The sequence below is a fragment of the Veillonella sp. Ser01 genome (assembly GCF_053850375.1).
Genome location: NZ_JBSPUA010000002.1, coordinates 470,862 through 496,279, shown reverse-complemented (window position 1 = coordinate 496,279; position 25,418 = coordinate 470,862). Strand labels below are relative to the sequence as shown.

Genomic DNA, 25,418 nt, shown 5'->3' with positions numbered 1-25,418 from the left:
CATTACGCCTCCTTATGAGACACTAATGTATGTGTAGAACCAAATGCTTCTACACATTCTGGGATTGCTTGTTTCAATAGATTTTCAGTATCTTCGTCAATTTTCTTAGACGTTTCAATATTTGTGATGATTTCAGGATAGTTAGCTTTTATATAACGTAAAAGTTCAGCTTCAAATGCTAAAATATCATCCACTTGAATACTTGCTAAATACCCTTTTGTACCAGCGTAAAGATTAATAACCATTTCTGCTACGCTCATAGGTTCATATTGACCTTGTTTTAACATTTCAGTCAAACGTTCACCACGGTCTAATTGTGCTTTAGTAGCCGCATCAAGATCGGAACCGAACTGAGCGAACGCAGCTAACTCACGATATTGAGCAAGGTCCAAACGCAATTGGCCTGCTACTTGTTTCATCGCTTTAGTTTGCGCACTACCACCTACACGGGATACGGACAAACCTACATCAACCGCTGGGCGGATGCCAGAGTAGAACATATCTGTACCCAAGAAAATTTGACCATCAGTAATGGAGATTACGTTTGTTGGGATGTATGCAGATACGTCACCTGCTTGTGTTTCAATGATTGGCAACGCAGTAATGGAACCACCACCAAGTTCTGGTGAAAGTTTCGCAGCACGTTCTAATAGACGGCTGTGTAAGTAGAATACGTCGCCTGGATACGCTTCACGCCCTGGTGGACGACGTAATAATAAAGACATAGCACGGTAAGCAGCTGCTTGCTTAGTTAAATCATCATATACACAAAGTACATGTTTGCCTTTGTACATGAAGTATTCACCCATAGCAACACCTGCGTACGGAGCGATGTATTGTAATGGAGCCCCTGTAGAAGCACTAGCAGAAACGACGATTGTATACTCCAACGCACCTGTTTCTTCCAATTTTTGTACTACACGAGCTACGGTAGATTCTTTTTGACCAATTGCTACATAGATACAAATTACATCTTTACCTTTTTGATTGATAATTGTATCAAGAGCAATTGCAGTTTTACCTGTACCACGGTCACCAATGATAAGCTCACGTTGGCCACGGCCAATTGGTACCATCGCATCGATAGCTTTCAAACCTGTTTGCAATGGTTCGTTTACAGATTGACGATCCGCAATACCAGGTGCTGGATGTTCTACAGGACGACGTTCAGTCGCTTGAATAGCACCCTTGCCATCGATAGGCTGCCCCAATGGATTTACTACACGACCAATAAGAGCATCCCCTACTGGTACGTCCATAATTTTGCCAGTACGGCGTACTTCATCGCCTTCTTTAATTAAGAAGTCGTCACCTAATAGTACGGCACCAACATTATCTAATTCTAAGTTCAAAACCAAGCCATATACGCCGTGTGGTAACTCTAACAACTCACCAGCCATGGCTCTTTCAAGACCATAAATATGGGCGATGCCATCCCCTACGTCAAGAACAGTACCCACGTCATCGACATTGAGGTCAACATCATAGTCCTGAATCTGCTGTTTAATTATAGCAGTGATTTCTTCAGGCTTCATTTTCATATATACCCATTCACCCCTATCTAATAGAGTTCGTTCTTAATAAAGATTTTTCTAATTCCTCTAAACGGCGAGCTACAGAGCCATCGATGCGTTTATCCCCTACTTGGATAACGATACCACCCATAATGGATGGATCTTGACGCACGGATAAGATGACATCTTTTCCTGTTACTTCTCTTAGTTTAGCTTGTACAGATGCTTCTACATCAGCTGTAATTGGTTCAGCTACTGTTACAGTAGCTTCCAAAATACCACGTGCTGCACGTGATTTCTTAATAAACGCTTCGATAGTCGATGCTATATAGCGATAACGACCGCGCTTAATCATCACATAAATAAAGTGTAGAGCAACTTTATCGATACTAGAGTCAAAAATTTTACCAATAAGCTTAATCTTTGCATCTTCTGTAACGATTGGATTCTCTAGAAATGAACGCAACTCAGGTTGATCAACCATTACGGATGCTACATAACCTAATTGCTCCTCCATGAGTTCCAACTTATTTTGTTCTTGAGCTAATTCAAACATAGCCGAACTATATTTATCTGCTACAATTTCTATGCTCATCGTATCACAACCCTATCGTTTTACTATCAAGTTGACGAATAGCGTCTTCGATCAATTTCGTATTAGTTTCGCTGTTCATATCTTTAGCAACAACTTTACCAGCCATAGCTACAGATAAAGAAACAACTTCATTGCGCAAGCTGTTCATAGCACGATCACGTTCGATTGCAATATCTTGGCGAGCACGATTTTTTTCTTGTTCAATTTGTTCGCGTGCTGTCGCTAATTGTTCGCGTGTTGTATTTTCTGCTTCTTGAACTGCTTTTTCAACAATTTGTTGTGCTTCTTGACGTGCTTTAGCAATTTGAGCAGCATAATCAGCTTTAAAGCCCTCTGCCTCTACGCGAGCTTTTTCTGCAGCTTCTAAGTCTTTAGCAATACGTTCTTTACGTTCTGTCATCATAGCCAATAATGGTTTATATGCAAAACGAGCTAATAGCCAAACTAATATAAAAAAGTTCAACATTTGAGCAAGAATCGTTCCAAGGCTTAAGTCAACCAAGGTTATTCCTCCTCGTTATTATCTGAATAACAAAATAAATGCTACTACTACACCGATGATAGGCATCGCTTCGATCAAGCCAATCGCTACGAACATAGTAGACATCAATTGACCACGCAATTCAGGTTGACGCGTAATACCTTCAATTACTTTGCTAGATACAAGACCGTCACCGATACCTGCACCAATGGCACCACAACCTACTGCGATTGCTGCTGCTAATGCGAATAAACCTTGAGCTTCCATAATATATCCTCCGTAAAAAATTAATGTTCCTCACTAAGAGCCATCCCCAAGTAGGAGGCAGTAAGAACGGTAAAAATAAAGGCTTGAATAATACCAATAAATAAACTAAAAGCAATCCATACCCATGGTACCGGTACAAACCAAGGCAAATTGTACAATACTTCTAACAGAATTTCACCAGCTACGATATTACCAAATAGACGGAAGGCAAGTGTAACAGGTCTAGCAATCTCTTCAAAAATATTCAGTATTAGCAAAGCCTTATAAGGTCGTACGAAATGCTTGAAATAGGATAAGCCTTTAACTTTAATCCCCATAACCCATACTACTAATGTGCTACATAGAGCTAATGCAACAGTAGTATTAATGTCGGATGTTGGTGATGTTAAAGCCTTAAAGGTAGGCATTAAACCTAATTCGTTTCCTACAAAAATAAATAAGAAAAACGTAAATAACAAGGAACTCACCATTGGCCAATGACGACCTAAGTTCGGAGCTAATTGCCCCTCTAAGCCTTCCAATATAGATTCAACTATATTTTGCAAGCCTACAGGCACCAATTTTCGTCCCCGGGTGGCTAGTACTGTTATCAGTATTACAATAGCCATAGTAACCCATGTAGCAATTAGAGTATCCAAATTAAATGTCAACCCTAACCACTGCACGACTTCATGGTGTCCCGCATGTAATTCCACGTTCTCAACCCCTTCCATAGACATAATAAAAAACTAATATACTTACAATAAATATAAATATAATATATATGTATCATCATACATCGTTATAGATATATAATCAACACTTGAAAGGTAAACAATTCAAATTACTCATGAATATATTGTGTATAATGCATTATTGGAATACATCTATAATTTAACACATCATAAGATTAGAAATGTCGACTAAGCCACCAGTAAACAACATATAATGCGGGCTGAATAAGTGCGACACCAACAAACATGCTAATAGCCTCTATGCCGGGAATCTTTAATCCTAAGACTACTAATGAGCCTACTAACATAAGACGCCATATCATCTGTCTACGAGCTTTACGAACGGCTTTGTAAGGATCCCCTGATACAATGGATTGACCATGCAAAGCTAAACTTAGCAAGTAGAGTACCATTATAAAAATACCCCAAAACCATCCCCATAGATACTGTTCTAGGCCACATAAAACTTGTATTATACCGCCTAAAAAGGCAATAAAAAAACAAGTTAGTAGCACACGCACTATGAATTTAATATATTGATTCATATATACCTCACTACTTAACTTGTTTATATAACATATAAAAACCTGTTATAGCTCCAATAAGACCAAATATAATCATACATAACGGTTCAGTTCTAAACCAACCATCCAGTGTATATCCAATCCAAATGAAACCACCTATACAGAAAACGAGTGTGAGCCCCGCCGATGTTGCCATGGCGAGGGCTTTCACAAGGTCCTTATCCATATTATTTACCAAACCGTTCAGGACGATTAGGATCGCCTAAGAACTCATGGCGCAACGCTTGAATAATGCGTTCAGATGCTTTGCCATCACCATAAGGGTTAACGGAGTTAGACATCAATTTATAAGCTGCTGCATTGCTCAACAATTCATGAGCCGCTGCGTGTACTGCATCTTTATCAGTACCTACTAGGCGAACCGTACCAGCTTCAACAGCTTCAGGGCGTTCTGTGGTATCACGCAATACGAGAACTGGTTTTCCAAGGGCTGGCGCTTCCTCTTGAATTCCACCAGAATCAGTAAGAATCAAATAAGATTTAGCCATTAAGTTCGCAAATGGTTCATAATCAAGTGGATCGATTAAGGTAACCCGTTCTACAGAACCAAGTTCCTCTTGTACAACTTGGCGAACCTTAGGATTCTTATGTACAGGGAATACCACTTGAATATCTTCAAATTCATGAATTAAATCGCGAATAGCTTGGTACACATGGCGCATAGGCTCACCCAAGTTTTCACGACGATGTGTAGTAACAAGAACTGTACGTTTTTCAGGATCTAATGCATTGATCGCAGCATCATCAAAAATATAATTATCTTGCACTGTTGTATCAAGGGCATCGATAACAGTATTGCCTGTTACATATAGATGATCTGTATTGATATTTTCTTTCTTAAGATTGCTTTCAGAACTAGCTGTTGGTGCAAAATGATAGGTTGCAATAGAGCCAGTCAATTTACGATTCATTTCCTCTGGGAATGGAGAATAAATATCTCCAGTACGAAGACCCGCCTCTACGTGACCTACAGGAATTTCTTGATAGAAGGACGCCAAAGCACCTGCAAAGGTTGTTGTTGTATCACCATGTACAAGAACTACATCAGGTTTAGCTTCTTCTAATACATCTTTAAGGCCCATCAATGCACGGTTCGTTACATCGTACAATGTTTGACCTTGGCTCATAATATTTAAGTCGTAATCAGGGGTAATATTGAACAAGTTTAGTACTTGATCGAGCATATCGCGATGTTGTGCCGTAACGGTTACAATCGGCTCCATATCTGGTACTGCTTCTAGTGCTTTTACAAGAGGAGCCATCTTGATAGCTTCAGGTCTTGTACCAAAGATTGTCATAACTTTTAACATAGTTGCCTCCAACATAGTAGGATAGAAAAAATGGGGCGCCATGCGCCCCACATATGGTTATTTCTTATGGGAATCGTCAGATTCCTCTAAAGCTTTTGCCAATTCTTCACGATCAAAGGAAATAGTTTCATCTGAATCGCTGCGTTCAATTGTAGGACGTGGTAATGGATGTCCCGCCGCATCACTATGGGTAATAACACCAAGGCGACGAGCCACAAAAATACTGCCTAAGAAGATAACGAGTACCAATGCAATACCAATCCAAGCATTGACCTCTGCTACGATGACAGACACGCCACCAAACAGAGCTGTTACGGCATACATCATTAGCACCGCTTGTTTTTGAGATAAACCTTGAGCTAACAAACGATGATGCACATGGCCTTTATCAGGCTTAAAAATGGGACGACCGCTAATTTTACGGCGTACGATAGCAAATAATGTATCCAGAATTGGTAAGCCAAGTACGATTGCAGGAACTACTAATGCAATAGTAGCTGCCGTTTTAACAGCGCCCATTACAGAAATAGCTGCTAAAGTATAACCGAGGAGCATAGAACCCGTATCACCCATGAAAATTTTCGCTGGGTTAAAGTTATACCGCAAGAACCCTACTGTTGCACCTGCCAGTGCAAGAGATATACATGCTAAGTCAGTTTGGCCAAGTTGTAATGTCATAGCGCAAACAGCAATACAAGCAATGAAGGAAATCCCTGCTGCCAAGCCATCAAGGCCATCGATAAGATTTACGATATTCGTAAATCCTACGATCCAGAAAATAGTCAATGGAGCAGCCCAATATTTAAGGTACACTACACCACCCCAAGGAAGGTTGATAAAGTCCACCCGAATATCATAAGCTACCAAAATTGCAGCTGCTATGATTTGGCCCATTAACTTAGTCTTTGGCTCAATCTGTTTAATATCATCCCAAATGCCAACGAGCACAAGAATAACTGTACCAAGTACAAAGCCAAATAGTTTATGGTCATGTGGGATAGAGCCATTAAAGAGGACCGATCCTACATAACCGAGAAAGATTGCTAACCCACCAAGTCGTGGAATAGCACCATGATGCACCTTTCGGGCATCAGGTTTATCTATTGCCCCTACAGCAACGGCAAAGCGTTTTACCAAAGGGGTTAGTGCAAAGGTTATGATGAGCGCCAGAGCAAAGGCCCACACATAATCGAGCACATAATCACTCATAAGACACCTCCAGCAACTGGGTTATAAACACAATTAATTAGTTAAGCTACGAATAGGTGCTGGAATACGACCACCACGGGCGATGAACTCAGCTGCACTATATGGACTCACTTCAATAATTGGAGCGTAACCTAAAAGGCCACCAAATTCAACAACCTCACCTACGGTTTTGCCAGGTACAGGAATTACACGAACCGCAGTTGTCTTATTATTAATCATACCAATAGCAGATTCATCAGCAATAATTGCAGAAATTGTATCCGCTGTTGTGTCTCCAGGAATAGCAATCATGTCAAGGCCAACAGAACATACGCATGTCATAGCCTCTAATTTATCGAGGGATAAACTGCCACAAGATACGGCATCAATCATACCAGCATCTTCAGATACTGGAATAAATGCACCACTGAGGCCGCCTACGTGAGAGGATGCCATAAGACCACCTTTTTTCACCGCATCATTAAGTAATGCAAGTGCCGCAGTCGTACCATGACAACCACAAGATGATAAGCCCATTTCTTCGAGAACGTGAGCAACAGAATCGCCTACCGCTGGTGTTGGCGCCAAGGACAAATCGATAATGCCGAATGGTTTACCAAGACGACGAGATGCCTCTTGTGCTACTAATTGGCCTACACGAGTAATTTTAAAAGCAGTACGTTTAATCGTTTCTGCTACAACGTCAAAGGACTGACCACGCACAGACTCAAGTGCGTGTTTTACAACGCCTGGGCCAGATACGCCTACAGAAATAGCACTATCACCTTCAGTGACGCCAAAGAATGCGCCTGCCATGAATGGATTATCCTCTACAGGATTACAGAAAATAACGAGCTTAGCACAGCCAAGAGCATCATTATCCTTTGTAAGTTCTGCCGTTTTCTTAACGATAATCCCCATGTCGCGAACTGCGTCCATGTTGATACCAGTTTTAGTAGAACCAACACCTACAGAGCTACATACGATATCTGTAGTTGCTAATGCTTCTGGGATAGAATCAATCAAGATGCGATCAGCTCGTGTAGCACCTTTTGTTACAAGAGCGGAGTAACCACCGATAAAGTTAACACCTACTGTTTTAGCAGCACGGTCCATCGCTTCTGCAATTGGTACATAGGATGTTAAATCACTACCACCTGCAACAAGAGAGATAGGAGTTACAGAAATGCGTTTATTAATGATAGGAATACCAAACTCACGCTCAATATCCTCACCAGTAGACACAAGATGCTCAGCTTCTTTTGTAATGCGATCATAAATGCGATCACATAGTTCTTTACCAGAACTAGATGCGCATTCTAGCAAGCTAATGCCCATCGTAATAGTACGAACATCAAGCTTGTTGTCATGAATCATCTGATTCGTTTCTAAAATATTGTCGATAGATAACATAGTGCCTCCTATCCTACACGGTGCATGCTTAAGAAAATATCAGCATGTTGTGCACGGATTTCAACACCAAGTTCTTTACCGAGTGTAGTTAAAGCCTCTTGAATGGAGGTCAAATCTTTTATATCTTCAGACTTTGTTTCACACATCATAATCATATTGAAAACGCCGTCAAGAATGGTTTGATTAATAGACATAATATTTACACCGTGATTAGCAAGTACTGTACTAACCCCAGCAATGATACCAACGCGGTCAACGCCGACAACGGTAACAACTAATTTCATAACATCACCTTTTCTGAGCACTACAAACTATTTAGCCCCTATAGGGTATTCAATAAACTATATTAATATATTATATCATATTTATTACTTTTCTACGGTGAAATCTTCATGAGTTTTCACCCGAAAACAGTATTTTATACTTCGTCGGATAATGCAGCCGTTACAATAGCCTCTCCTGCTGTCAATAACGCCACTAAACCTTTATCCCCTTTATAGCTTTCACCATAGATTTTATACAAATCTTCCGTGCCAGACGGACGTGCTACAAACCAGCCTGTTTCAGTTTCTACACGAACACCATCGATTGGCATATCCTTATACAAGGAAGTAGTACGTATATTAGTAATAGGATCTCCGTCTACCTCAGTAGCGGTAATGGAGCTTGCATTCAACTGCTTCAACTTAGCCTTTGCCGCCTTTGTGCACGCCGCATCAATACGACCAAAGCGAGGATCTCCACAACCTTCAACAATGTTATTATACAGCCTATCAACAGTGGCTCCCATTACGGCATATATTTCCATCGCCAATAAAGCCATTACCATGCCATCTTTATCGGTAGTCCATACGGTGCCGTCCTTTTTGAGGAACGATGCACCAGCAGATTCTTCCCCACCGATACCAATCTCACCATCAAATAATAAAGAGCTAAAATATTTAAAACCTACTGGAACCTCATAAACAGGTACCTCTTTAAGGGCTGCCCATTTATCAATCATCGTAGTACAAACTACTGTTTTCCCTACCCCTTTATCAGTCCAACCACGGGTCGTAAACAAATAATCTGCAGCAACCGTAAGGAACGCATTTGGAGAAGCAAGACCCTCTGTAGTAACAATACCATAGCGATCATAATCAGGATCATTGCCAACAGCGAGATCATAATTGCCAATTTGTTTAATTACATCCGCCATCGCATATTCAGAGGAACAATCCATACGCACCTTACCATCATGGTCATAAGTCATAAAGCTAAAGGTTGGATCGTACTCATCATTGATGATATCCATATTGAGATTATATCGTTCTTTAATAGCCCGCCAATAACCGAGGCCACTACCACCTAATGCATTGACAAGAACCTTAGGCTTAGCACTTTGAAGAGCCTCCATATTGATGATAGAAGATAACTCTTCAACATATAAACCCTTGTAGTCATACGGAACTTGTTGATCTGGTTCAATATTATCAACACTAATACGTTTGAACCCTTCTAATTCACAATAAGCACGAACGTACTCATTGGCGCGAGTTTCAATCCATTTCGTTATCAACGTATCCGCAGGGCCACCATTGGTAGCATTATACTTAATACCCCCATTATCTGGCGGGTTATGAGATGGTGTAATAACAATACCATCCGCCTTATCAAAATGACTTTCATTATACCGAATGATAGCACGAGACACTGACGGTGTAGGCACAAAGTCCATATCCGCATCAACCATTGCAACCACGCCATTACCGGCAAGGACCTCAAGCACTGTTACTAATGCAGGCTGAGATAAAGCATGTGTATCTTGGCCCACAAAAATGGGACCTGTCGCACCAAATTGTCCACGACCATCACAGATAGCCTGCGTAATAGCTGCTACATGTAAATCTGTAAAGGTACCATTCAAAGAGGTACCACGATGACCAGATGTACCAAAGGATACGAGTTGTGTCGGATCCGTTACATCCGGTGCATTATCAAAATATGCATCCACCAATGTTTGCACATCAATAATATCTTGTTCTTGTACAGGCATACCTGCTAATTTATGAGCCATAGGAACCTCCTAATCTCAACTGTATATATCATTCATAAAACATTATATTTACACATAATTAAGATGAGATGACAAATACGCACTTATTGATTGTGTACAGTCTCTGTATTGTCCTCTTGTGTAGTACTCTTATCTTTCAACTGTTCACATACTTCAGTCGGTATAATAGGCTGCGTAAAGCCTTGACCAATAACCTCTTGTGCATCGGTTATCAAAATAAATACATTTGGATCGGCCTCTTGAATAACCTCTTTTAATTTATTTACTTGCAAGAGATTAACGGCTACCATAACGATTTGCTTCGGCGTCCGTGTATAGGCACCCACACCATTAATAATAGTGGCTCCACGGCCAACCTTTTTGATGATGCATTCGCAGATATCATCGGTACGATAGGTAATGATGAAAGCTACCTTTCGTTGATTAAACCCGATAACCACCTTATTCGTAATGATGGTATACACATAGACACTAATAAGTGTGACCGCTACGGCTTCAAGGCCAACAACACCAATTGCGGCAACAAGGATAGCACAGTTTATGGCACTATTAATGGACCCCATTTGAAGTCCATAATATTTGCGTACAATGAGTGCAATAGGATCAAGCCCACCTGTGTTACCACCTACGCGGTACACAATGCCAAGGCCTACACCAGTAGTAATACCAGCCATCATGGAACTCAACAAAGGATCCTTAATAATCATGTCATATTGCAAGAAGTTAAATAAATCAACCATCCAAGACAGCATCAATGTGCCATACAAGGTTTTGATAACAACACGGGTGCCTAGCCATTTCCAAGCAGCCCAGAATATAGGAATATTTAAAATCATATTCCAAGAACCAACGGATAAGCCCGTTAAATAATACAAAATCAAGCCTACCCCACTAATACCAGTACTCACCAATTTGTGTGGCAATACAAAGGCATCAAGGCCGGCACCAAATATGGCACATCCAAGGATGACCATAAGGCTTTCATAGATAACACTTTTATACTTAGCGAACATAGCTCCCTCCAAATTGCCATTTCACTATAAATATTCTATAATGAACTAACTAAAACATACGCTATTTACAATACATTTAGTAATAAAACAATATGCGTATACAAATTCATCATAAACCACTTAATGGTTATTTTCAATCACTTTATAAGAGTATAAAATAAACATATAAATTGCATATATTCTATATGTTACAAACGAGGCTATCATGAGTAAAAGTTTTGAGCAACTCGGTTGCAGTAAAATCAATATTGGACTTGCTATTACGGGCAAGCGTGAAGACGGATATCACGATATCGACTCTATCTTCCAATCCATTCGCCTTAGCGACTCCATTTATTTTGCGAAGCATCATTCCGTAGTTTTCTCCGGTGGCGCTCCAGAATTGCCTGAGTATATGCAAAAATTAGTTACTTACGGTGAAGAAAATCTTGCCCTCAAAGCATTACGAGCAGTCCAAGAATATACGGGCTGCAAGGCAGGCGCAGCCATCCATCTATTAAAACGGGTACCTATTCAAGCAGGTCTTGGCGGTGGTAGTGCTGATGCGGCAGCTATGTTAGTAGGTCTCAATCGATTCTGGGACTTACGACTCACCCAAGAGGAACTTTTACAAATCGGTGCTACTCTTGGATCCGATGTGCCATTCCTATTGCAAGGTGGTACAGCACGCGGCACGGGGCGTGGTGAAATATTAACATACGGAAAATCTCCAGATCCACATTGGTTATTGCTAGTAAAGCCAAAGGTTTCTGTATCTACAGGGGCTGCTTATGGACGATTCAATGGTAAATCAGTGGCAACAAAGCAAACCATAGATGCCGTCCACAATCACTTAGAAAACAATGACTTAAAATCTGCTTTCCTTGCTAGTGCTAATACATTTGAAGAACTACTATTCCCTGACCACGAAGAACTTGTCATTTGTAAAGAGTTCTTTACCAGCCGCGGCTATCCAACCATCATGACCGGTAGTGGCCCTACAATGGTGGTATTGCTGGATAAACCAATGGAAGCATTACAACTGCAAGAAGAAATCAAAGCAGCCGGCCATGATTGGCTATCGCTCATTACAAAAACATGTACACAGGAGGACTTACCATGACAAAACGGTTACAACCAATACGCTTAGATGCGTATAAACCTCTACGCGAAGTCGTAAGTGAAACATTACGTCAAGCCATTCAAGACGGCGTGTTAAAACCGGGCGAACGCCTTATGGAAATTCCTCTAGCTGAAGAACTCGGTGTGAGCCGTACACCAATCCGCGAAGCCATTCGTAAGCTTGAGCTCGAAGGTTTTGTTGTCATGGTTCCTCGCCGTGGCACATACGTGGCCAATATATCTTTAAAGGATATTACTCAAGTATTTGAAATTCGATCTGCTCTAGAAGAACTCGCAGCAGGCCTTGCTGCTGAACGCATAACCGAAGAGGAAATCGAAACACTAGAACGAATGCTCGTAGAGATCGGCGACCATATGGAAAACAAAGATATGGAATCCGTCGTAACAGCAGACGTGGAATTTCACGAAGTTCTATACCGAGCCTCTCGCAATGAACGACTAGCGGACATCGTTCACAACTTGCGGGAGCAAACCTATCGATTCCGTAGCTTCTCCATGAATCAACCGGGCCGGCTAAGAAAGACATGGGAAGAACACCGTCAATTGGTAGAGGCCATTGCTTCACATAATGCTACTCAAGCTCGTAAGTTGGCAAGAATTCACATGGAACATTCCGAACAAACCTTATTACAAGGCATGGAGGAATCACCGGAATTTACTAAAGCTTAAAGAAACATCTTAGTTGCTATACAATAATAAACTATTAATAAAATCCTTCACTCTTGTGAGGGATTTTGTTTTACATAGTCTATAGAAATTGATACAATATCATTAATAATTATAAGAATTCTTTTTATGAGAAAGGAGCGTTTTTATGGAAACAATGCTCAATGATGCTATATCCACCATAAATGGCTATTTATGGAGTTATTTCATCATCTTTATCCTCATCGGCGCAGGTCTCTTCTTTACAATGACAACGAATTTTGTACAAATTCGTATGATCAAAGAAATGATTCGCCTCGTAATCAATGGTGCAGGTAGTTCTACAGAAAAAAATCATGTATCCTCATTCCAAGCGTTCTGTGTTAGTACCGCATCTCGTGTAGGTGTTGGTAACATCGCAGGTATTGCGATTGCTGTTGTACTCGGTGGTCCTGGTGCTATTTTCTGGATGTGGGTTATCGCTCTTATTGGTGCTGCTACAGGTTTCATCGAATCTACATTGGCACAAATCTACAAAGAACCTGTTGCTAAAGGCGGCTTTTACGGCGGCCCAGCATACTACATTCGCTATGGTTTAAACAACAAAGCATTATCTATTTTATTTGCAATTTTGATCAGTATTACATACGGTTGGATTTACAACTCAGTACAAGCGAACACATTAGCTGCCTCTCTTCAAGTATTCAACTTTGATGTATCCTACACCGGTGCCGTTGTAGCAATACTTCTTGGCCTCATTATTTTTGGTGGTATTCATCGCGTTGCAAAAGCATCTGAAATCATCGTTCCTATCATGGCTGTACTATATATTGCTACTGCATTATTCGTAGTCATTATGAACATCACCCAATTCCCACATGTTATTTATACTATTATTAGCTCAGCCTTTGAACCAGTAGCAGCAGGTGGTGGCTTATTAGGTGCCACTGTAATGAATGGTATTAAACGTGGTCTATTCTCCAACGAAGCCGGTGAAGGTTCTGTGCCTAATGCAGCGGCTACTGCGGCTGTTAGCCATCCTGTTGAACAAGGTCTTGTACAAGCATTTGGTGTATTCCTTGATACATTTATCATTTGTACAGCTTCAGCATTCATTGTACTCATGGTTGGCGACTATAGCACAACAGGTTTAACTGGTGTTGCGCTAGTACAACATAACCTCGAACAACAACTTGGTTCTTGGGCTCCAACAGCGGTAGCAATCTTTATCGTAATGTTCTCCTTCAGTTCCTTAATTGGTAACTATTACTATGGTGAAATTAATATTAGCCACTTAACAGAAAAGAGATTCTATCTTCATTTATTCCGTATCGGTGTAATCATCATGACATTTGTAGGCTCCATCGCCTCTCTTGATCTAGTATGGAATTTAGCCGATTTATTCATGGCCTTCTTAGTATTAACTAATATTAGTTCCATCGTACGTATGGGACGTACTGCAGGTCTTGCTCTTGATGACTATATCAAACAGCGCAAGGCAGGCATCGAAACACCTGTATTTAACCGTTCTGTTCTTAATCATACATACGGTATCGTATGGTGGGGTGACGGTCAAACTACAGACTCTTCTGTACCTCCTACGCCAGTGGAAGATACAATGGAAAAATAAAATATATTCTCTTATGAGACCGGTGAAAGTATCTTTCATCGGTCTCTTTTTATTTTTTGTAAAAGTATCCATTTATACTGTAAAAACTACGATTTACCTCTAACTCCAGAAGTGACTATAATCACAGTAAACATCTATATTCTATACACTTTTCAAGCATTAAAAACTATAGAATATAGTTATAAAATTATAAAGGGTATTATGTATACAACGTCGAATACTACAGTATGTCTAAAATTAGCAAAACTTAATTTACCCTTATATACAGGAGGTTATTATGAGTGGTTATAATCCTTATGAAAACATGTTAAATACGTTAGATGTAGCAGCAGAAAAACTCGGTTATTCTCGTAGTGAGTACGAAGTATTGCGTCATCCTGAACGAGAACTTAAAGTAGCTGTACCACTTCAACTAGATAATGGTGAAGTTCGCGTATACGAAGGTTACCGTTGCCAACACTCCACATTACGCGGCAGTGCTAAAGGTGGTCTTCGCTTCCATCCAGATTCCGATGAAAATGAAGTTCGTGCATTAGCAGCTTGGATGACTATTAAAAACGCGATTGCTAACATCCCTTATGGCGGTGGTAAAGGCGGTATCAAAGTTGATCCTAAAACTTTAAACCCTCGCGAATTAGAACGCTTGACTCGTAACTTTGTACGTCGTATTGCTCCTATCATTGGCGTAAATACTGACGTGCCTGCACCAGACGTAAATACAAACGCCCAAATCATGAGCTGGATTGCTGATGAATACAGCACATTAAAAGGCGAATGGAGCCCTGGTATCGTTACTGGTAAACCTATTGAAGTAGGCGGTTCCTTAGGTCGTAATGAAGCGACTGGTCGCGGCTGTCTCATCGCATTACAAAGTTACTTAGCTAAGAAAAACTTAGACATCAAAAATCTTACTGTAGCAGTTCAAGGCTTCGGTAACGTAGGTTCCGTAGGTGCTCGTCTCATCGCGCAAGAAGGTGCTAAAGTTGTTGCTATCGGCGACGTAAGCGTTAACATCTACAACCCTAACGGTATTGATGTGGAAAAAGCATACGAATATGCTAACTCCCATGGTCGTTCCCTTGAAGGTTACAGCGAGCCAGGTATGACTACAATTGGCGCTCAAGAATTATTGGCTCAACCAGTTGATGTATTGTACATGGCAGCTCTTGAAAACCAATTGAACAAAGACAACATGGAAAACATCCAAGCTAAAATCATCTTGGAAGGTGCTAATGGCCCTACTACTAATGATGCAGACAAATACTTCTATGAAAAAGGTATCGACATCATTCCTGACGTTCTTGCAAACGGCGGCGGCGTAGTTGTATCCTACTATGAATGGGTCCAAAACAAAGCTAGCTTCTACTGGACTGAAGAAGAAGTTAATGAACGGTTAACTAAAAATATGCAAAATAGCTTTGAAGCAGTTTGGGAAATGCAACATAAATACAATGTACCGCCTCGTCAAGCAGCGTACATGGTTGCCCTTGAGCGCCTCGTAGTAGAAACTAAATGGCGCGGCTACAACTGCTAATACTTTCAACCTCCATAACATTTAGCCATAAAAAAGGCGTAAGCTCACATCGAGCTTACGCCTTTTTATTTGTCTATGTACTTTTTATTTGAAAGCACCTAATAAAGCAGCCATGCTAGGACGGCTGATCAATGCTTTCACCAAAACAGAGCCAAGCACTGCTGGAATTGTTTGACCTACGATGAGGTTCAATACCAATGGCCAGTATGGAAGGCCAAGTAATGGGCTGAGCCATAACGGTACACATAATGCTGGAACAAAGATAATTGGTAGAATCGCCCACCAAGCGCTAAGGCCAAGCTTACGCATACCTACGATTATACCTGTTGTTAAGATACCAACGCCAAAACCTCCCATCATATCGAGGATACCAAGACCACCGAATAGGAAGTTAGAAATGAGGTTACCAATCCCCATTGGAATTACCAAAAACGGAAAGGCATAAGCAAGTGCATATAATGATGTTGCTATACGAATTTGATACGCTCCGAAAGAAACGCTTTGCGTTAAATATAGTACAACGATGTACAATGCCACAACCATGGCAGAAATAGTCAATTTACGTGTAGTAATCATAACACTCACCTCCTCAAATAAAAAAGCATGGCAAAACTACCATGCTATAAATGCTTATGAATTTCCGTAGTTTTGTTTAGAGACAGGATGGTTTCAAACTGTCTTATTTAGTTGTCGCCTTTAGGCAATACTAATATTACCATATATCTAATATTTTCGCAATTACTTTAGATGTAGGCGGACTTGTATGTAAATCTACTATTAGTGTTAAGTTTGAAAGGACGGGGTGGTAGGAGATACCTTTCCTCATCGCTCCACTGGCTATACGGTCATCGGCCAAGGGCCTCGACCTGCCAAAGTCGCTCTTTGAAAAGGTATCTCCTGCCACTGCGAATTTAGCGAATCAACAAATAGTCTAATATTAGTGACGTAGCTGTCCGCCTAAAATCAAACATAGTATCTTACCTATTAATTTATATGCAAAGTAGCCGCCTAAATGGCGGCTACTAATGTAAGCCAGTTTACGGGTATTATAGGGCTGGGTCTTCAACGCCGTTGGCGCGGAATGCTTCGGCTCTGTCGATGCAGGTACCGCAGTGTCCGCATGGTTTGTCGCCGCCTTCGTAGCAGGACCATGTTAGGTGGTATGGTACGCCGAGTCGTAGGCCTTCTTTTACGACGTCTGCTTTGTTATGGTTGATGAATGGTGCTTCTAAGGAGCATTCTTTGCCGGATCCTTCGAAGATAGCATCACCCATGGATTTATAGAAGTGTTCTGTACAGTCTGGGTATGCGTTGCCAGCCGCATCATCGCTATGGGCACCATAGTAGATATAGCCGCAGTCTAGAGATAAGGCTAAGGAAGCCGCCGCAGATAGGAATAGACCATTTCTAAATGGCACATAGGTGCTAACCGTACCTTCTCCTTCTGCCTCTTGTTGTTCCTTATATGAACCTTGAGGTATTGCCTCTGTGGATTGGGTCAATAAAGAGCAATTGCTGAAGGCAAACAATTTAGTGACATCCATCGTTTTACCTTCAATTCCATAATAAGCGAGAATAGATGCAGCAGCCTCTAGTTCTTTACTATGTTTTTGACCATATTGAATGGATAACGGCACTACATTGTCTTTGCCAAATCTTTCAATAGCTAGCGCTAAACATGTAGTACTATCTACCCCACCGCTGAATAAGACAACAGCCTTTTGTTTTTGAGCCATATTATCTCCTTTCACCTATTATAACAGCCCCATCCTAAGATGAGGCTGTAGATTATACTTTCAATATATTATAAATCGATATCTAATTCTACTGGACAGTGATCAGAGCCAAAGATTTGTTGGTGAATTTTAGCTTCTTGAATTTTGTCGTCAAGACGTTTAGAGGTGATGAAATAGTCAATTCTCCATCCCGTATTTCGTTCACGAGCCTTACCCATATAAGACCACCAGCTGTATTCTTCAATAGCATCTGGATAAAGATGACGGAATGTATCTGTGAAACCAGCACCTAAGAGCTCTGTCATTTTTGCACGTTCTTCGTCGGAGAAGCCTGCATTTTTACGGTTTGTCTTAGGATTTTTAAGGTCTATTTCTTGATGGGCTACGTTAAGGTCACCACAGAGAATAACTGGTTTTTTCTTATCTAATTCAAGCAAATAGTTACGGAATGCATCTTCCCAAGTCATGCGGTACTCAAGACGAGCCAATTCACGTTGGCTATTTGGCGTATAGCAGCATACTAAATAGAAATTGTCATATTCAGCAGTAATAACTCGACCCTCTTGATCGTGTTCTTCAATGCCAATACCGTTAGTTACGGACAACGGTTTAATACGCGTGAATACAGCCGTACCACTATAGCCTTTTTTCACAGCGCTATTCCAGTATTGCTCATAGCCTGGCAATTCCAAAGAAATTTGATCAGGTTGCAATTTTGTTTCTTGTAAACAGAAAATATCCGCATCTAGTTCGTTAAAGGATTCCATAAATCCTTTTGTTACAGCGGCACGAAGGCCGTTTACATTCCAAGAAATTAATTTCAATGCTTACTCCTTATTCTAATAGTGCTTTTACATACTAATATAGTTTGTGAAAGCCTCTATTTCAACATTTTCCTTATATTTCAAAAATATTCTTATTTATACTAGCAATTATAGTATGTTATACAGTTCAGCCAGAAAGTTGTACATTACTATAGTTTGTGTTTCTTTGCATGTCTTGCTTCCGCACGAGCCTTTCGAGCGTTTTCGTTTGCTTTAAGATCACTTTCACGTTTTTCACGGAAATAATTAGCTATGGAAGATAAAACAAGAATTACCAACACCGTAACATTAAACATGCCGGGCCCGAAGGTATAGATGTGATAACACAAATAACCAAACGCAACAAGAGTTAGTAGATGTTTTAATATTTTCATTTGCCCTCCTGTATTATCGTAATGTTTCTACACCAGTCTTAAGTGGGAAACCGTCATAGGTTACCCAATCACTAGAGCTACCAACATATAAAGCCGATTCAAGCCCTACTTCGCTCATAGTTAACAGAGCATTACAAGCGGTTACCCCTGAGCCACAGTAAGTCACAACAGGCCTATTTTGGTAGATTTCATTATAGTACTCGGCTTCTAAATCTTTTACAGACTTAGGACCATCTACGGTATAACCACTTTCATAAAAATGATTAACAGCACCAGGAATGTGACCAGTCATGCCATCCATCGTATCTACTTGAGACCCATCGTAGCGGAACGGTGCACGAGCATCGATGATAACATGATCGCCGCTTTCACTAGCCTTGAGAACCTCATCTCGACTCATAACCATATGCGTTTGCAATTCATAGTTAAAAACGGAAGGTTCTGTAGGTAATGGAGTCGGCTCTTTAGTTAAAAGATGACCTTCCTTGACCCAACGTTCAATGCCACCGGACAATACGCGTACATCAGTTAAGCCCATGTAGCGCAACGTCCACCAAAGGCGTCCTGCCAAGAAAAGCCAAGAGTCGTATACGACAACCTTAGATTCACGAGTAATACCATAAGACTCAAAGGTATGAGCCAACTGCTCCATATCTGGCAACGGATGACGGCCACCATGCTCGCCCAAAGGACCTGTTAAATCCTTATCCAAATCCACCGCATAAGAGCCTTTAATATGACCTTTTTTATAATCTTGATAACCTCGAGCATCTAAGATGATAACCTCATCGAGACAAGCTAATAATTCTTTAGGAGTGATAAAATTTGACATGTTGTACTCCTTTCATTAATTATATCGAAAAATACAAATCTGATAATATTATTATATAACGATATGAAAGTATGGACAATGAGTATCAAAATATAATTTAAACAATACGCTAATATGTTCTAATAGCTCTTTCACATCACAAATATCCTATCCATACAAATAAAAGGTACACCTATATAGTATTATAGGCGTACCTTTATATTGTATGCTAATGTATTTCAATTATAAAAGAAAAGAATTCCCACAGTGTAATTAAAAGGTAACTTTATAATATTGTTTAAATGCCTTTACTGAGATAATATATCCACTTGAAGTTGCATCAACTTTGATATTTTCAGCTGTCTTAATTGGATTTCCAGAGTATATCTCCTTCCCATTAAAGTCATAAATAGCACTAACTTTAAGGCTATTTACAATTCCCGAATCTTTTAACTTTGCTTTTTTTACGGTAGACTTAACCTTTTCTGAATTATACGGCATTTTTGCTAAGTTATTCCTTTTTATTATGCCTTCTATGGACTTATTATAATCATAGTCGGCTATAACATTGCCTTCACCAATATACTTATCTTTCTTATCAACTGTATATACCTTAAATTTTAAAGTATATTTTGGAGGGTTATAAAGTGTACTTTGTATAGAGTTTAAATCGAGATACACATCAACACTACTGCTATGCCGCTCACGCCAAAACTGTGGTGAATTTTGTAACTCACCTAAAGAAATGGCAAATGTTGCACTGGAAATACAAACAAAAGTAACAATTAAAGTAAATAGTCTAATAAGACGTAACAACATAAATTATCCTCTCTCAACACTAAAGAAAAGGAGCTCTAATCTAGAGCTCCTTTATTAGATAGCATCAATTTTCTGAAGCTCATCACATAATAAAACTAGAGTTTATACTAACACTAATAATTATAAACGTTTAGAGATCGCATCTACTGCATCAATATCAGCAGGTAACCAATCTACTGAGTATAAATTCTCTTTTGAAAGCCATTTTGCCGCTTCATGTTCTAATAGAGTAATATCAGAGTCATTTACTAAAGAACATAAATAACAATGCATTGTTAAATCAAACTTCTCATATCCTGTATATTCAATAGTAATAATATGTTCCAGAACGGTAATCTCGGCTTCTAGTTCTTCATGTATTTCTCTTTTGAGTGCTACCTCGTGAGCTTCGCCAGGCTCAACCTTACCACCTGGAAACTCCCAACCATCTTTTAGATCACCATAACCACGTTGAGTAGCTAATATAGTATTATCTTTTTTGATAATTGCTGCTACAACTTCAATATGTTTTCGTTCTTCACTCATATATCCTTACCCATTAATAATATAATCATAAATATCATCCCGTACAGGCACTTCAAGTTGATACTCTAGCTCTACTGCCATAGTACCATTTGCCATAAAGATTTCTTTAGCTCGTTCTCGTCCTGTAGAATGAATAGGACCCAAATAGTAAAACTCTTTAGACTCTTCATCATCCTTATTCTTTCTCATAAATAAGTGCATAGAAACACCTAAGGCATCAGCATTAAATGCAGTCTGCACATCATCAGAAGAAAATGATCGTTTATTTTTAGAAATAGCTTTTAATAATCCTGGATTTTCAAATCTATCTTCATACTTAATAGTATCTTGAATATCATCTGCTTTATGATAATTGATGAATACAGGATATGTCTTTGTTTCCTTATGGAATTTATATCCCCCAATATTCAATGGCACTTCATTTTGAGGCCATTCTAATAATTGGCACACTTGTTCATAGGTATACTTTTCATATAAAGCAAAAGGAGTATTCGGATAAATCTTACCTTTATATTTATCATCAAACTGTTTCAAACCATAGGCGACAAGTTCTTGCACTTGTTCTTTAAAATTACTATTTTCTAATGCATCTTTAAATGCTTGAGATATTCCATAACGACCATTAGATAATTCAATAAATACACTATCTTCAAATGTTTTTTGTGCCGCTTTCACACCGAATTGATTTATCATAACATTAATGAGATTAATTCGCCCATGCTCAGATAATTCTACATTATATGTATTTAAAAGCTCATTAGATACATATGTAATAACATCCTGCTTTTCTTCTAATAATGCTTGTAATACTAATAGCTCTCGTACACGTATTCCTGTTGTTAGTTTTTGAGATATAAAATGTAACATCCGTTCCTGAATAGGTGTAAATGATACATCATAGTCTTTATCTTTAATTTTTATCAAGAAATTATGATAAGACTTAAATTTATTGAAAATCCGACTAATATCAATAGATCCATGCTCTGCAAAATCAGAAATTCTAGGAATACGGCCTAATTTAAAGCGCAAATTAAAATAGGCTTCTTTTATTAATTTCATATCAGAAAACTTTGCTGTATCAATAGATTCGTAAATACGTTGTTTCGCAATTTGATCAAAATGTACTGTTGAGCTACCAGGGATAATACGATTACCTGCTTGTACATATCGACGCAATGTATCTTTGTTATAACTTCTATCACCAGATAGTGCCAAGGGAATCATAAAGTTATTTGTATAGTTTCCAATAAAATCAAGGATAACTACATATTCCTTATCTTCAAACTTACGAAGTCCACGCCCTAACTGTTGAATAAAAATTATTGGGCTTTCAGTTTGACGTAACATAATAACTTGATTGATTTCAGGTATATCAACGCCTTCATTAAATATATCTACAGTAAAGATATAATCTAACTGCTCACCAAGTCTACCTTGATACTCCCCAGTTCCTGTTAATCGAGCGATCGTTTTCTCTCTAATTTCTTGGCTATCCTCACCCGTCAAGCTTACCGTGCGATAAATCCCCCGCTCATTAAAAGCGTCAGATAAAGCCTTTGCTTCAACGCGATTACTGCAGAATACCAGGCCTTTTACTCGACTACCACTATGTCCAAAGTAGCGAATCTTTTCAATAATTTTATCTACACGCTCCTTTGTTGATAAATTAGAAAAAGTAACCTCCATATCACCAATCGGTTCGTCTGTATCAACCCATAAGTCACTAATACCAAAATAGTGGAATGGACACAATAAATCTTCCTCTAGAGCCTGTTGTAATCGAATTTCATAAATAATATTATGATCAAAGAGCTCATATAAATCATAACCATCAGTCCGCTCCGGACTTGCAGTCATACCTAATAGAAACTGTGGTTTAAAATAGTCGATAATACGTTGATAACTTTCAGAGCCTGCACGATGTACTTCGTCAATAATAATACAATCAAAAGTTTTTGGATCGTATTGTTTCATTACATCATAACGCCCCATCATTTGCATTGTAGAAAATACATGGGTAGCATCATATTTTTTAACATTACCAGATACTAACCCAAACGTTATAGATGGATCATTATAAACCCGTGAAAAACTTGCCATTGCTTGTTTTGCTATTTGTTCTCGATGCACTATAAATAATATTCTTTTCGGATTCATTTCGCGCATCGCAAAAGCCGCTGCATAGGTTTTCCCCGTCCCCGTAGCAGAAATTAGAAGTCCTCGTTTAGCATGATTCGCTCTTAATTCATTAAAGTTGGCAATAAACTGCTGTTGCATCATATTAGGTTCTAAGGCCGGTAAATCTACCTTCTTAAATTGTTCCGCTACAGACCTTTGTGAAAAACGCTCTGGACGAACCCATCTAGGCTTATACCAAGGTATAAACTCTTCATAAGGAATGGCAAATTTTGAATTCCAATACAGTTCAAATTCCTCATTAATCTCTCGAGCATAAGTATCGCTACCATGTACTTCAGAACGGGTATTCCACTCTCTATTGCTCTTTAGCGCATTAATAGTTAAATTAGAACTACCTATTATAATTTGATAGGATTCATCTTTCCTAAAAATATATCCCTTTGTGTGAAAACCATGTCCACTACCTTGAGTAGTACAATATACCTTCAAATCAATATTCTTTAGATTACCTAAATCTTCTAGAACTTGTGGACTATTAAAACCAAGATAATCTGTTGTTAATATGCGACCATGTACGCCTCGATTTTCTAACTCTTTAAGTATTGGCTTTAATGTTAGTAATCCTTCTGGTGTTATAAATGCTACAGATATTAAAAACTCATCACAATTACGCAAGCCATCTTCTATAGCAGATAGCACATTGCGCCCTTCCCCATTTGCTATGAGTTCTGAAGATGTAGCAAAGTTGAGCAAACGATTCGATTCTGACATAAAAAACTCCCCATATAATGAATACTATACTTGCTATTATACCAGCCGCAGCTGCAGCGTCTAGAGAAATATATTTTTATGCAGAATAGCTTATTTATGTGAAAGCCTTTTAAGGCTATCCCTCTACAAATCACTAATTACAAATATTAATACATGTTCACATAACATAATTTCATCTATTCCTTATGATTCTCCGCTCTATACGTCTTTTTTGGGACCTAAGTTTATGATATAATATAACTAATGACTCTTAGGGGCGTAGTCCGCCCAAACGGATCCAAAAAGAGTTAGTGTGTTTTCAAGGAGCGTGCGCAGTTGAAAAAGGGGTACATCAAGTTAATAGCAGCCGTTATACTTGGCATCGCTATTATCGGTGGTGGGATCTACGGGGTGTATACACTCTTGTCATCCAATACAACGACAATTTTATATCGATCAACCGTTGACGACAAGATCAACGCTATCCGACCTTATATCGTCGCATTAGACTCATATAACGCGTACAGTGTAGCCTATGCAAATCAATTACAACCAACGCTCGAAGAGTTACGTAATGGGTCCCATAACACGACGATTACATTACCTAAATACAAAGATCTTAAAACAGCATTAGAGGCTGCAAAGCAAGATAGCCCTACTCCATACGAAGATGTAAATCAATCAACTAATGATGTATTAGCAGTGCTAGATCAATTGATTCCTGTTGCGGATCAATTGCAAGCCTACTATGTAGAACGTCGTTTTGAAAAAGATAATTTCAAAGGTAGCGATGAGTTAGCGGCACAGTATGTACCTCTAGCTGAACAATTCTACGCTACATACAACGCTTTAGATTTAGCCTTAGATAATCGTAATAATGAGCTCTATACAGAACGCATGACTGAATATCAAGGTGAAAAACGTGAAAATGCAGTTAACTTCATCGAGTTAAATCTCATGACTGCCCAAACAATCGACCTTATCGATCCAGATGGAAATACGGATACCCAAAAGGTTGAAGCAAACTTGCAACAAATCACGCAACGCATTAACAAATTACAACCTGGTACAACATCAGAAACACAAAATGCGGTTCGCGAGTATCAAGATTCTGTAAAAGAATTTGTCGCAGAGGCTCGTAACTATATCATCATCAATTCTTCCTACGGCGAAGCATATACACAACTTTTTATAAAATATAACAAAATGGTTGGTAAAGCAAATGTCGTAAATATGGCAGAACTTGATGCAACAGAGCAAAAGAAAAAATAACTAACTACACAAAGAGGACTAGTTCACATGGCTAGTTCTCTTTTGATATGTCTACAACTACTTTAAATTATATTAACAAGTTTCATTACTATAGGTTTATATA

The 25,418-nt window shown here is 39.2% G+C and carries 26 protein-coding genes; 5 read left to right on the top strand and 21 right to left on the bottom strand.

Translation table 11 applies throughout. The features are described from left to right. Positions 1-2: 2 nt before the first annotated feature. The 13 genes from atpA to ACWTVK_RS06075 all read right to left on the bottom strand — a co-directional run bounded on the left by atpA (position 3) and on the right by ACWTVK_RS06075 (position 11,134). On the bottom strand, positions 3-1,541 hold the full coding sequence (gene atpA / locus ACWTVK_RS06135) for a F0F1 ATP synthase subunit alpha (protein WP_105094203.1): 1,539 nt from the start codon (positions 1,539-1,541) through the stop codon (positions 3-5). 16 nt (positions 1,542-1,557) lie between these two features. After that, positions 1,558-2,109 carry an ATP synthase F1 subunit delta gene (gene atpH, locus ACWTVK_RS06130; protein WP_105094204.1) on the bottom strand — a complete coding sequence of 184 codons (552 nt, stop codon included), beginning with the start codon at positions 2,107-2,109 and terminating at the stop codon, positions 1,558-1,560. A 4-nt stretch (positions 2,110-2,113) separates the two neighbouring features. Continuing rightward, positions 2,114-2,611: a F0F1 ATP synthase subunit B gene (gene atpF, locus ACWTVK_RS06125; protein ID WP_060924369.1), complete on the bottom strand. Its 498-nt coding sequence runs from the start codon at positions 2,609-2,611 to the stop codon at positions 2,114-2,116. Positions 2,612-2,629: 18 nt separating this feature from the next. Then, a complete protein-coding gene (gene atpE, locus ACWTVK_RS06120; protein ID WP_004695064.1) occupies positions 2,630-2,857 on the bottom strand; it encodes a F0F1 ATP synthase subunit C in 228 nt (75 codons plus the stop codon). Positions 2,858-2,877: 20 nt separating this feature from the next. Beyond that, on the bottom strand, positions 2,878-3,576 hold the full coding sequence (gene atpB, locus ACWTVK_RS06115; RefSeq protein ID WP_105084946.1) for a F0F1 ATP synthase subunit A: 699 nt from the start codon (positions 3,574-3,576) through the stop codon (positions 2,878-2,880). 170 nt (positions 3,577-3,746) lie between these two features. Next, positions 3,747-4,115 (bottom strand): ATP synthase I superfamily, encoded by a 369-nt coding sequence (locus ACWTVK_RS06110; RefSeq protein ID WP_024065896.1) that lies wholly within the window; start codon positions 4,113-4,115, stop codon positions 3,747-3,749. 10 nt (positions 4,116-4,125) lie between these two features. After that, entirely contained in the window at positions 4,126-4,320 is a 195-nt protein-coding gene (locus ACWTVK_RS06105) for an AtpZ/AtpI family protein (RefSeq protein ID WP_009352385.1), read from the bottom strand. Position 4,321: 1 nt separating this feature from the next. Further along, the gene (gene wecB / locus ACWTVK_RS06100) at positions 4,322-5,464 is read right to left on the bottom strand and encodes a non-hydrolyzing UDP-N-acetylglucosamine 2-epimerase (protein ID WP_456046282.1); all 1,143 of its coding nucleotides are present in this window, start codon (positions 5,462-5,464) and stop codon (positions 4,322-4,324) included. Between the two features lie 57 nt (positions 5,465-5,521). Further along, complete coding sequence (locus ACWTVK_RS06095) at positions 5,522-6,673, bottom strand: glycosyltransferase family 4 protein (protein WP_024065893.1); 1,152 nt, start codon at positions 6,671-6,673, stop codon at positions 5,522-5,524. Between the two features lie 33 nt (positions 6,674-6,706). After that, positions 6,707-8,065, bottom strand: coding sequence for a PFL family protein (locus tag ACWTVK_RS06090; RefSeq protein WP_024065892.1), 1,359 nt, complete (start codon positions 8,063-8,065; stop codon positions 6,707-6,709). An 8-nt stretch (positions 8,066-8,073) separates the two neighbouring features. Continuing rightward, on the bottom strand, positions 8,074-8,349 hold the full coding sequence (locus ACWTVK_RS06085; protein WP_024065891.1) for an ACT domain-containing protein: 276 nt from the start codon (positions 8,347-8,349) through the stop codon (positions 8,074-8,076). Positions 8,350-8,483: 134 nt separating this feature from the next. Beyond that, complete coding sequence (locus ACWTVK_RS06080; RefSeq protein ID WP_456046281.1) at positions 8,484-10,121, bottom strand: alpha-D-glucose phosphate-specific phosphoglucomutase; 1,638 nt, start codon at positions 10,119-10,121, stop codon at positions 8,484-8,486. Positions 10,122-10,204: 83 nt separating this feature from the next. Beyond that, positions 10,205-11,134, bottom strand: a complete 930-nt coding sequence (locus ACWTVK_RS06075) for a YitT family protein (RefSeq protein ID WP_456046280.1) — start codon at positions 11,132-11,134, stop codon at positions 10,205-10,207. 205 nt (positions 11,135-11,339) lie between these two features. Between ACWTVK_RS06075 and ispE the strand changes: the two genes are divergently transcribed. The 4 genes from ispE to ACWTVK_RS06055 all read left to right on the top strand — a co-directional run bounded on the left by ispE (position 11,340) and on the right by ACWTVK_RS06055 (position 16,065). Further along, entirely contained in the window at positions 11,340-12,236 is an 897-nt protein-coding gene (ispE, locus tag ACWTVK_RS06070; RefSeq protein ID WP_456046279.1) for a 4-(cytidine 5'-diphospho)-2-C-methyl-D-erythritol kinase, read from the top strand. Continuing rightward, complete coding sequence (locus tag ACWTVK_RS06065; protein ID WP_105094212.1) at positions 12,233-12,925, top strand: GntR family transcriptional regulator; 693 nt, start codon at positions 12,233-12,235, stop codon at positions 12,923-12,925. The genes ispE and ACWTVK_RS06065 overlap by 4 nt, the downstream gene beginning before the upstream one ends. A gap of 145 nt (positions 12,926-13,070) precedes the next feature. Further along, positions 13,071-14,531: an alanine/glycine:cation symporter family protein gene (locus ACWTVK_RS06060; RefSeq protein WP_456046278.1), complete on the top strand. Its 1,461-nt coding sequence runs from the start codon at positions 13,071-13,073 to the stop codon at positions 14,529-14,531. A gap of 277 nt (positions 14,532-14,808) precedes the next feature. Beyond that, a complete protein-coding gene (locus tag ACWTVK_RS06055) occupies positions 14,809-16,065 on the top strand; it encodes a Glu/Leu/Phe/Val family dehydrogenase (RefSeq protein WP_308519027.1) in 1,257 nt (418 codons plus the stop codon). 84 nt (positions 16,066-16,149) lie between these two features. Here the strand turns inward: ACWTVK_RS06055 and ACWTVK_RS06050 are convergent, their stop codons facing one another. From ACWTVK_RS06050 to ACWTVK_RS06015, 8 genes are all read right to left on the bottom strand, one after another. Then, positions 16,150-16,641, bottom strand: a complete 492-nt coding sequence (locus ACWTVK_RS06050) for a QueT transporter family protein (RefSeq protein WP_024065885.1) — start codon at positions 16,639-16,641, stop codon at positions 16,150-16,152. A gap of 470 nt (positions 16,642-17,111) precedes the next feature. Then, complete coding sequence (queC, locus tag ACWTVK_RS06045) at positions 17,112-17,801, bottom strand: 7-cyano-7-deazaguanine synthase QueC (protein WP_456046277.1); 690 nt, start codon at positions 17,799-17,801, stop codon at positions 17,112-17,114. A 68-nt stretch (positions 17,802-17,869) separates the two neighbouring features. Further along, the gene (locus ACWTVK_RS06040; RefSeq protein ID WP_054748264.1) at positions 17,870-18,625 is read right to left on the bottom strand and encodes an exodeoxyribonuclease III; all 756 of its coding nucleotides are present in this window, start codon (positions 18,623-18,625) and stop codon (positions 17,870-17,872) included. A 149-nt stretch (positions 18,626-18,774) separates the two neighbouring features. Next, positions 18,775-18,999, bottom strand: coding sequence for a hypothetical protein (locus tag ACWTVK_RS06035; RefSeq protein ID WP_456046276.1), 225 nt, complete (start codon positions 18,997-18,999; stop codon positions 18,775-18,777). Between the two features lie 13 nt (positions 19,000-19,012). Beyond that, complete coding sequence (locus tag ACWTVK_RS06030) at positions 19,013-19,831, bottom strand: sulfurtransferase (protein ID WP_456046275.1); 819 nt, start codon at positions 19,829-19,831, stop codon at positions 19,013-19,015. 252 nt (positions 19,832-20,083) lie between these two features. Beyond that, positions 20,084-20,629, bottom strand: a complete 546-nt coding sequence (locus ACWTVK_RS06025) for a hypothetical protein (protein ID WP_456046274.1) — start codon at positions 20,627-20,629, stop codon at positions 20,084-20,086. Positions 20,630-20,749: 120 nt separating this feature from the next. Beyond that, complete coding sequence (locus ACWTVK_RS06020) at positions 20,750-21,154, bottom strand: (deoxy)nucleoside triphosphate pyrophosphohydrolase (protein WP_105084958.1); 405 nt, start codon at positions 21,152-21,154, stop codon at positions 20,750-20,752. Positions 21,155-21,160: 6 nt separating this feature from the next. Beyond that, positions 21,161-24,064: a DUF3427 domain-containing protein gene (locus ACWTVK_RS06015; RefSeq protein ID WP_456046273.1), complete on the bottom strand. Its 2,904-nt coding sequence runs from the start codon at positions 24,062-24,064 to the stop codon at positions 21,161-21,163. A 315-nt stretch (positions 24,065-24,379) separates the two neighbouring features. On the opposite strand from ACWTVK_RS06015, the gene ACWTVK_RS06010 reads away from it, so the two are divergent. After that, positions 24,380-25,315, top strand: coding sequence for a DUF3829 domain-containing protein (locus ACWTVK_RS06010; protein ID WP_105084960.1), 936 nt, complete (start codon positions 24,380-24,382; stop codon positions 25,313-25,315). Positions 25,316-25,418 lie beyond the last annotated feature (103 nt).

Bases quoted from the DNA above. Each gene is read 5' to 3' on its own strand.
- atpA (WP_105094203.1), bottom strand. From the start codon at position 1,541: ATGAAAATGAAGCCTGAAGAAATCACTGCTATAATTAAACAGCAGATT.
- atpH (WP_105094204.1), bottom strand. From the start codon at position 2,109: ATGAGCATAGAAATTGTAGCAGATAAATATAGTTCGGCTATGTTTGAA.
- atpE (WP_004695064.1), bottom strand. From the start codon at position 2,857: ATGGAAGCTCAAGGTTTATTCGCATTAGCAGCAGCAATCGCAGTAGGT.
- atpB (WP_105084946.1), bottom strand. From the start codon at position 3,576: ATGTCTATGGAAGGGGTTGAGAACGTGGAATTACATGCGGGACACCAT.
- ACWTVK_RS06110 (WP_024065896.1), bottom strand. From the start codon at position 4,115: ATGAATCAATATATTAAATTCATAGTGCGTGTGCTACTAACTTGTTTT.
- ACWTVK_RS06105 (WP_009352385.1), bottom strand. From the start codon at position 4,320: ATGGATAAGGACCTTGTGAAAGCCCTCGCCATGGCAACATCGGCGGGG.
- wecB (WP_456046282.1), bottom strand. From the start codon at position 5,464: ATGTTAAAAGTTATGACAATCTTTGGTACAAGACCTGAAGCTATCAAG.
- ACWTVK_RS06095 (WP_024065893.1), bottom strand. From the start codon at position 6,673: ATGAGTGATTATGTGCTCGATTATGTGTGGGCCTTTGCTCTGGCGCTC.
- ACWTVK_RS06090 (WP_024065892.1), bottom strand. From the start codon at position 8,065: ATGTTATCTATCGACAATATTTTAGAAACGAATCAGATGATTCATGAC.
- ACWTVK_RS06085 (WP_024065891.1), bottom strand. From the start codon at position 8,349: ATGAAATTAGTTGTTACCGTTGTCGGCGTTGACCGCGTTGGTATCATT.
- ACWTVK_RS06080 (WP_456046281.1), bottom strand. From the start codon at position 10,121: ATGGCTCATAAATTAGCAGGTATGCCTGTACAAGAACAAGATATTATT.
- ACWTVK_RS06075 (WP_456046280.1), bottom strand. From the start codon at position 11,134: ATGTTCGCTAAGTATAAAAGTGTTATCTATGAAAGCCTTATGGTCATC.
- ispE (WP_456046279.1), top strand. From the start codon at position 11,340: ATGAGTAAAAGTTTTGAGCAACTCGGTTGCAGTAAAATCAATATTGGA.
- ACWTVK_RS06065 (WP_105094212.1), top strand. From the start codon at position 12,233: ATGACAAAACGGTTACAACCAATACGCTTAGATGCGTATAAACCTCTA.
- ACWTVK_RS06060 (WP_456046278.1), top strand. From the start codon at position 13,071: ATGGAAACAATGCTCAATGATGCTATATCCACCATAAATGGCTATTTA.
- ACWTVK_RS06055 (WP_308519027.1), top strand. From the start codon at position 14,809: ATGAGTGGTTATAATCCTTATGAAAACATGTTAAATACGTTAGATGTA.
- ACWTVK_RS06050 (WP_024065885.1), bottom strand. From the start codon at position 16,641: ATGATTACTACACGTAAATTGACTATTTCTGCCATGGTTGTGGCATTG.
- queC (WP_456046277.1), bottom strand. From the start codon at position 17,801: ATGGCTCAAAAACAAAAGGCTGTTGTCTTATTCAGCGGTGGGGTAGAT.
- ACWTVK_RS06035 (WP_456046276.1), bottom strand. From the start codon at position 18,999: ATGAAAATATTAAAACATCTACTAACTCTTGTTGCGTTTGGTTATTTG.
- ACWTVK_RS06030 (WP_456046275.1), bottom strand. From the start codon at position 19,831: ATGTCAAATTTTATCACTCCTAAAGAATTATTAGCTTGTCTCGATGAG.
- ACWTVK_RS06025 (WP_456046274.1), bottom strand. From the start codon at position 20,629: ATGTTGTTACGTCTTATTAGACTATTTACTTTAATTGTTACTTTTGTT.
- ACWTVK_RS06020 (WP_105084958.1), bottom strand. From the start codon at position 21,154: ATGAGTGAAGAACGAAAACATATTGAAGTTGTAGCAGCAATTATCAAA.
- ACWTVK_RS06015 (WP_456046273.1), bottom strand. From the start codon at position 24,064: ATGTCAGAATCGAATCGTTTGCTCAACTTTGCTACATCTTCAGAACTC.